The 6344-nt window shown below is 46.3% G+C and carries 9 protein-coding genes (1 of these 9 running past the window's edge); all 9 read right to left on the bottom strand.

What is annotated here, in order from left to right:
* A protein-coding gene (gene lysS, locus ACSQ8P_RS01200; protein WP_436233544.1) for a lysine--tRNA ligase crosses the window boundary here: on the bottom strand, positions 1 to 1074 show its 5' portion. 423 nt of this gene lie to the left of the window's left edge; the window shows 1074 of its 1497 coding nt (coding positions 1-1074); its start codon is at positions 1072 to 1074; the stop codon falls past the left edge of the window.
* An 87-nt stretch (positions 1075 to 1161) separates the two neighbouring features.
* Positions 1162 to 1638: a transcription elongation factor GreA gene (gene greA / locus ACSQ8P_RS01195; RefSeq protein ID WP_056617876.1), complete on the bottom strand. Its 477-nt coding sequence runs from the start codon at positions 1636 to 1638 to the stop codon at positions 1162 to 1164.
* Positions 1639 to 1859: 221 nt separating this feature from the next.
* Positions 1860 to 2876 carry a tRNA dihydrouridine synthase DusB gene (gene dusB, locus ACSQ8P_RS01190; RefSeq protein WP_436233543.1) on the bottom strand — a complete coding sequence of 339 codons (1017 nt, stop codon included), beginning with the start codon at positions 2874 to 2876 and terminating at the stop codon, positions 1860 to 1862.
* Between the two features lie 17 nt (positions 2877 to 2893).
* The gene (locus ACSQ8P_RS01185) at positions 2894 to 3106 is read right to left on the bottom strand and encodes a helix-turn-helix domain-containing protein (protein ID WP_436233542.1); all 213 of its coding nucleotides are present in this window, start codon (positions 3104 to 3106) and stop codon (positions 2894 to 2896) included.
* Complete coding sequence (gene folK / locus ACSQ8P_RS01180) at positions 3088 to 3600, bottom strand: 2-amino-4-hydroxy-6-hydroxymethyldihydropteridine diphosphokinase (protein ID WP_436233541.1); 513 nt, start codon at positions 3598 to 3600, stop codon at positions 3088 to 3090. The genes ACSQ8P_RS01185 and folK overlap by 19 nt, the downstream gene beginning before the upstream one ends.
* A complete protein-coding gene (gene folB, locus ACSQ8P_RS01175; RefSeq protein WP_436233540.1) occupies positions 3597 to 3965 on the bottom strand; it encodes a dihydroneopterin aldolase in 369 nt (122 codons plus the stop codon). The genes folK and folB overlap by 4 nt, the downstream gene beginning before the upstream one ends.
* 62 nt (positions 3966 to 4027) lie before the next feature.
* Positions 4028 to 4849, bottom strand: a complete 822-nt coding sequence (gene folP, locus ACSQ8P_RS01170) for a dihydropteroate synthase (RefSeq protein WP_436233539.1) — start codon at positions 4847 to 4849, stop codon at positions 4028 to 4030.
* Positions 4850 to 4870: 21 nt separating this feature from the next.
* A complete protein-coding gene (pabC, locus tag ACSQ8P_RS01165; protein ID WP_436233538.1) occupies positions 4871 to 5737 on the bottom strand; it encodes an aminodeoxychorismate lyase in 867 nt (288 codons plus the stop codon).
* 7 nt (positions 5738 to 5744) lie between these two features.
* Positions 5745 to 6326: an aminodeoxychorismate/anthranilate synthase component II gene (pabA, locus tag ACSQ8P_RS01160; RefSeq protein WP_436233537.1), complete on the bottom strand. Its 582-nt coding sequence runs from the start codon at positions 6324 to 6326 to the stop codon at positions 5745 to 5747.
* Between the last annotated feature and the right edge of the window lie 18 nt (positions 6327 to 6344).

Here is a 6344-nt window from a genome sequence, read left to right as displayed (position 1 = left end):
TGTCATATGCGGCTCAACAGAAACCTTGTGCTCTTTGGCCAAACCATGCGCTTGCTCATTCGTCATATGAACACTAAAGTCTACACCCGTGACTTCTTTGATCGCATCAACCATGGAGACACGTCTCCAACCTACAGCTAAATCAACCTCATGGTCCCCATAAGGAATCGTTGTCTGCCCAAGCACCTCTTGCGCGATATGAGCAACAAGCTCTTCTGTCAACTTCATGATATCCTTGTAGTCGGCATACGCCTCGTACAACTCGATCATCGTGAATTCAGGGTTATGGCGCGTAGAAATCCCCTCATTGCGATATACACGGCCGATTTCATAAACTTTCTCCAGCCCACCAACAATAAGACGCTTCAAATGAAGCTCAATAGCAATACGCATATGAAGCTGCATATCCAACGCGTTGTGATGTGTGTTAAATGGACGTGCAGAGGCCCCACCAGCGATGGAATGCAATGTTGGTGTCTCCACTTCCAAATAGCCCAAGGAATCTAAATAACGGCGCATGGATTGAATGATTTTGGAACGTAGAATAAACGTCTTCTGAACATCTTGGTTCATAATCAGGTCTACATAACGTTGACGGTAGCGAAGCTCAACATCACTAAGGCCATGGAATTTATCCGGCAATGGAAGCAAAGATTTCGTCAATACCTCAAGTGATTTCACTTTAATAGAGGTTTCGCCTGTTTTCGTTTTGAAAACAACACCTTCCACCCCTACCATGTCGCCTAGATCAAGTATATCAAAAGCTTTATATATGTTCGCTTCTAGCGCATCTTCACGCACGTAGATTTGAATTTTCCCAGTAATGTCTTGCAGATGTGCGAAGCTAGCCTTACCCATACTTCTCTTCTGCATAATACGTCCAGCAATACGTACCACTACGTTCGCTTCGTCTAAATCTTCTTTGCTCATCTCTTGATAAGCAGCAAGAATATCTCCCGCTGAATGCGTTCTTACAAATTTGCCGCCGAATGGATCGACACCAAGACCGCGAAGCTCGTCCAATTTGTTGCGCCTGATAACGAGCAATTCATTTAATTCTAGTTCCTGACTCATGTTTTTCATCTCCTACGAATTGGTTTAGGGCTGTGAACGGAAAAAAGCTTCCTGAGGGAAGCTTTCCAAAAGGCTTGCGGCTGCACGCTACTTTTTAATATCAATAATTTGATACTGAATGACGCCAGCAGGTACTACAACATCAACGTTGGTGCCCTTTTGCTTGCCTAGAATAGCTCTACCCACAGGGCTTTCATTAGAAATCTTATTCTGCAACGGATCGGATTCAGCCGAACCTACAATGTTGTATTCTACCAAGTCACCATATTCCAAGTCTTTCAGCGTAACAATCGATCCAACACTAACTGTGTTAATATCGACATCATCGTTATTAATAATCCGCGCATTGCGCAGCATTTTTTCTAATGTAATGATTCTTCCTTCAATAAAGGCTTGCTCGTTCTTCGCGTCTTCGTACTCGGAATTCTCACTAATATCGCCATAACCGATGGCAACCTTAATTCTTTCCGCGACTTCCCGGCGTTTCACGGATTTCAGATGTTCAAGTTCATCCTCTAATTTCCGTAGCCCTACTGGTGTAAGAATGACCTCTTTTTCAGCCATTGCCAACTGATCTCCCGTCATGTGAAAGATTTTCATATCGTTGAATCGATGCTTCCTGCTAGGAGTTGGGTCTTTATAGAGCTGATTCAAGTAGTATGAATTCACGTTTCATTATAAGTTGCTTACTCGTTAGTCTTTCAATATATGCAGGAACACATTAATATTGACTGATTATATTGCAACGGTTTCAAAATGTCAATGTCAACCATTGTGGGATGTTTTTAATGCAGCACGGCTGATTCTTCGGCTGTCCCAGACAAGGAACTCGTCGCAAGTTGCTCGACGTAAGCGTCCAATGTACGAACCATTTCATCCCGTTTCTCTGTCTCCATAATGATGTCTTTCACACGGGCTGCTCCCGTCATGCCTTTGAGGTACCAAGCCATGTGTTTGCGCATTTCCTTCACGGCAACATGCTCACCTTTGAGGGCAATTAGTCGATCCATATGCAAAATCGCGATGCGGATTTTCTCTTCTGCCGAAGGTTCCGGCGGGAGTTCACCATTGGCCAGATATTGCACTGTACGATACAACATCCATGGGTTACCTAACGCACCACGTCCGATCATTACGCCATCTACACCCGTTTGATCCAGCATGCGCTTGGCATCCTCCGGTGTGACGACATCACCGTTACCAATAACCGGAATCGAAAGTGCTTGCTTCACCTCGCGGATGATATCCCAATCAGCTTTGCCCGTATACAGCTGCTCTCGTGTACGCCCATGAACACTAACGGCGCTGCCGCCGCCTCTTTCGACAGCTTTCGCATTTTCGACAGCATAAATATGTTCCGAGTCCCAACCAATACGCATCTTCACCGTAACAGGTTTACTCACAGCGGCAACAACTGTCGCGATCATGGCTTCGATTTTATCTGGTTGGAGCAACCATCTAGCGCCCGCATCACATTTCGTGATTTTGGGAACTGGGCATCCCATGTTGATATCAATAATATCCGCATTCGTATGTTGATCAACAATTCTAGCCGCTTGAACCAATGTCTCCGTGTCGCCTCCAAAAATTTGGAGACTCAATGGCTTTTCACGATCATCCACATACAACATTTCCATTGAGCGTGCATTACCGTGGACGATCGCTTTATCACTAACCATCTCCGCACAGACTAAGCCTGTACCAAACTCTTTGGCAATTAATCGAAACGCTGGATTACACACGCCCGCCATTGGGGCTAATACAACTTTATTGGGAGCTTCGACATTTCCTATTTTCAGCACCGAAGATTCCACTCCTCTCATTTCACAACTACTGCGACTAATTCATCGGGTTCTATGTTAAGAACTTGCGAGATATTATGAATCATTTTATTGTCTGGCTTGCGTGTTCCTCGTTCAATCGCCCCTAAGATGGCAATAGATACGCCTAACAAATCGGCCAATTCACTCTGCGTATAGCCTTTTAATTTACGAAAAGCGCGAATGCGCTGTGCTATTGAGCTTTTTTCCATAGGATGACGCCTTCCTTTCCTTCCAGTTTCTCCAAGTGTGCAGAGATAGATTCAAATAGAGCGTCCTGCCGCGCGTAGAGAACCTCAGAGAGGGGCACTAATACAAAAGCCCGCTCATGCATCCGCGGATGCGGAATGATCAAGTCGGGGGTCATAAGCTGATGATCACCATACAGGAGCAAATCCAAGTCAATTGTTCGGGGTCCCCAACGTAAGTCACGCGTCCGACCCAAACTGTTCTCGATGGCTAGTAAGGTAGCCAGTAACACTTCAGGCGATAAATCAGTATGAATTTGAATAACCATATTTAGAAAAGCAGATTGATCCACATAGCCAACAGGCTCGGTTTCATAGATGCTGGACAGTCCCGTCACCGTTATCCCCGATTCCTCATTCAGCGCTGCGATTGCACCCTGCAAATAATGTTCCCGCTTATCAATGTTAGAGCCTAATGCGACGTAAGCAATCGTGCGTTCTCGATCTTCGGCTGTCATTCCAATGCCCGCTTTCGGTTGATCTCTATCGTAACACCGTCAAAAATAACGGCGAAGGGCGGATGCGGTTTAATAACGCGAACCGTCACTTCATTGATACTAGTATAAGTATGCAGGAGCTCGGATGCAATATTTTCTGCTAATGCCTCGATTAATTTGTACGTACGCCCTTCCACGATCTCTTTGATTAGAAAAAAAGCCTCGCCATAATGAACCGTTTCCGTCAAGTCATCGGTCTTTCCAGCTTTATCTAAAGGGAGCATTAGCTCTACATCGACGTAGAAGCGTTGGCCCAACGTATTTTCTTCAGGGAACACACCGTGATTGCCAAAAAATTGCATGCGGGAAAGCGTGATTTTGTCCATTTGGGAAGCCTCCAGGGTTAAAATAAAGAGAGTGAGCTATATCAAGTCGAAATCCTTATATATTAAAGTTTGCTGCGCAACATGGCATCCGTCATAGCAGCTAACCGTTTGATGGCTTGAATATCGTGGACTCTAACGATTCCACACCCTTGCGCAATCCCAAGTACAACTGTTGCTGCCGTCCCTTCGAGGCGCTCCTCGGGAGGTAGCCCAAGGGTGAGTCCGATGACGCTTTTGCGCGAGGTGCCTAAAAGAACTGGATATCCAAGGTCTACGATCGGGCGTAGGTTGTTCATTAGATAGAGATTTTGCTCGTAGGATTTGGCAAAACCAATGCCAGGATCAAGAATGATATGCTCTGGCTTAACCCCTGCTTGCAAAGCCTGATCCGTATAACGACGGAGATCCCCGATCACTTCTGGGAGAAATTCGACATATTCTGAGCTTATCCGATTATGGGTAATGATAAAAGGACAATCATATTGCGCCACCACTGCTGCCATGTCGGCATCCGCTTGACCGCCCCAAACATCATTGATGATGTGGGCTCCTGCCTCTAGGGCATGTCTAGCTACTTCCGCTTTGTAGGTATCAATGGAAATCGGAATGCTGATTTCACGGCGAATCGCCTCAACGACAGGGATTACACGCTGCAGTTCCTCGTCTAGTGTGACGGTCGCCGCACCCGGTCGTGTGGATTCTCCGCCAATGTCGATGATGTCTGCGCCTTCCGCAACCATTTGATGGGCTTTGCGAATCGCATCTTCGACTTGTTGGTAGCTACCGCCATCCGAGAAAGAATCTGGCGTTACGTTTAATATGCCCATAATGATCGTTCGATCACCAATGGGCAGTTCGTGTCCTCTACAGGATAACACATTCATATAAGGTTCACTTCCTGTTCGTTACTGTGATAATGCATAGTACCCAATCAACTGTTCCGTTATCGGCCCCCGAGATCCCGTGCCTACGGTATAAGATTGTCCACTCGGTGTGTACAAGGTGGTGACAGGAACGATTTCTTGGATCGAATTCACGAGAAACACTTCTTCTGCATCTACGAGATCTTCCCAACGGTACAAGCCGTCCTGTGTAGGAAGCTGAAATTGCTGTGCGAGATTAATCACATGCGCTCTCGTGATGCCCGGCAAGATGCCCGTATCGAGCGATGAGGTGTATAGGATGTTATTTTTGACGAAAAAGAGGTTGCTGACGATCCCTTCCGCCACATAGCCATCTTCCGATAGCATAAGGCCCTCCGCCCCAGTTGCCCATGCATACTGCCCAAGCTCTCTTCGAGCCAAAATGTTGTTCATATAATGAAAGGACTTAAACCGATATAAGCCTTCCGGTGTATTGCGTGGCAGCTTCAGTAGTTGCAGTGCTTTGCCATGAAGGTAAGTATTTTCATCCCTTGGAGGTAAAGGCTTGATGTAGACGATTTCTGATGGCTTCGTATAGTCGCCGGAAGGAAGACCTAATGCCTCGACACCCGCAGAAACGGAATATCGGATATAAGCCTCCTCGAGATTGTTGACTTGGAGCAGTTGCTCGATACGTTGCGTTAGTTCCTCTAGGTTAGGCTCATAAACGATACCGAGCTCATAGCACCCCTCGGTTAGACGACGAAGATGCTCTGCAAGCAGGAATGGTTTGCGGTTGTAGGTTCGAAATGTCTCGAATAAGCCGACCCCGTAAAGAAAACCGTGATCGTAAACGGAGACCACGGCTTGTGTTTCTTCAATTAAAGTTCCATTGATGGAGATAATCATACGACGGTTAGACCCCTGACTTCGCTGTGCGGCGAAGAAAATTACGCAGCATTTGATGTCCATGCTGGGTGATGATCGATTCTGGGTGGAATTGCACCCCTTCGATCGGATACTCTTTATGACGCAGAGCCATGATTTCGCCTTCAGCTGTTTGTGCGCTGATTTCTAGGCAATCGGGCAAGGTTTCTGTTTTTACGATTAAGGAATGATAACGCGTTGCAATGAAAGGTGACGGAAGCCCTTCGAATAAGGTTGTCCCGTCGTGGAAAATCTCCGAGGTTTTACCGTGCATCAAGCGCTCTGCGCGAATCACATCGCCACCGAAAGCTTGGCCAATGGATTGATGTCCTAGGCAAACGCCGAAAATCGGGATGATCCCTTTAAAATGGTCAATCAGTGATAAGCTAATTCCAGCTTCATTCGGCGTGCAAGGACCTGGAGATATTAAGATATGGTCCGGCGCTAACGCCTCGACACCTGCCAAATCAATTTCGTCATTACGACGAACGATGACTTCCTCGCCAATCTCTCCTAAATACTGAACAAGGTTGTACGTAAACGAATCATAATTATCAATCACTAAAATCATTCTAAGCTCCCCTTTCGT

The sequence above is a fragment of the Paenibacillus sp. LjRoot153 genome (assembly GCF_964253085.1).
In the GTDB taxonomy this organism is placed as follows: Bacteria; Bacillota; Bacilli; order Paenibacillales; family NBRC-103111; genus Paenibacillus_E.
Note: the sequence above shows the minus strand (reverse complement) of the source record. Positions and strands in the feature narration are given on the sequence as shown.

Bases quoted from the DNA above. Each gene is read 5' to 3' on its own strand.
- greA (WP_056617876.1), bottom strand. From the start codon at position 1,638: ATGGCTGAAAAAGAGGTCATTCTTACACCAGTAGGGCTACGGAAATTA.
- ACSQ8P_RS01185 (WP_436233542.1), bottom strand. From the start codon at position 3,106: ATGGAAAAAAGCTCAATAGCACAGCGCATTCGCGCTTTTCGTAAATTA.
- folK (WP_436233541.1), bottom strand. From the start codon at position 3,600: ATGACAGCCGAAGATCGAGAACGCACGATTGCTTACGTCGCATTAGGC.
- folB (WP_436233540.1), bottom strand. From the start codon at position 3,965: ATGGACAAAATCACGCTTTCCCGCATGCAATTTTTTGGCAATCACGGT.
- folP (WP_436233539.1), bottom strand. From the start codon at position 4,849: ATGAATGTGTTATCCTGTAGAGGACACGAACTGCCCATTGGTGATCGA.
- pabC (WP_436233538.1), bottom strand. From the start codon at position 5,737: ATGATTATCTCCATCAATGGAACTTTAATTGAAGAAACACAAGCCGTG.
- pabA (WP_436233537.1), bottom strand. From the start codon at position 6,326: ATGATTTTAGTGATTGATAATTATGATTCGTTTACGTACAACCTTGTT.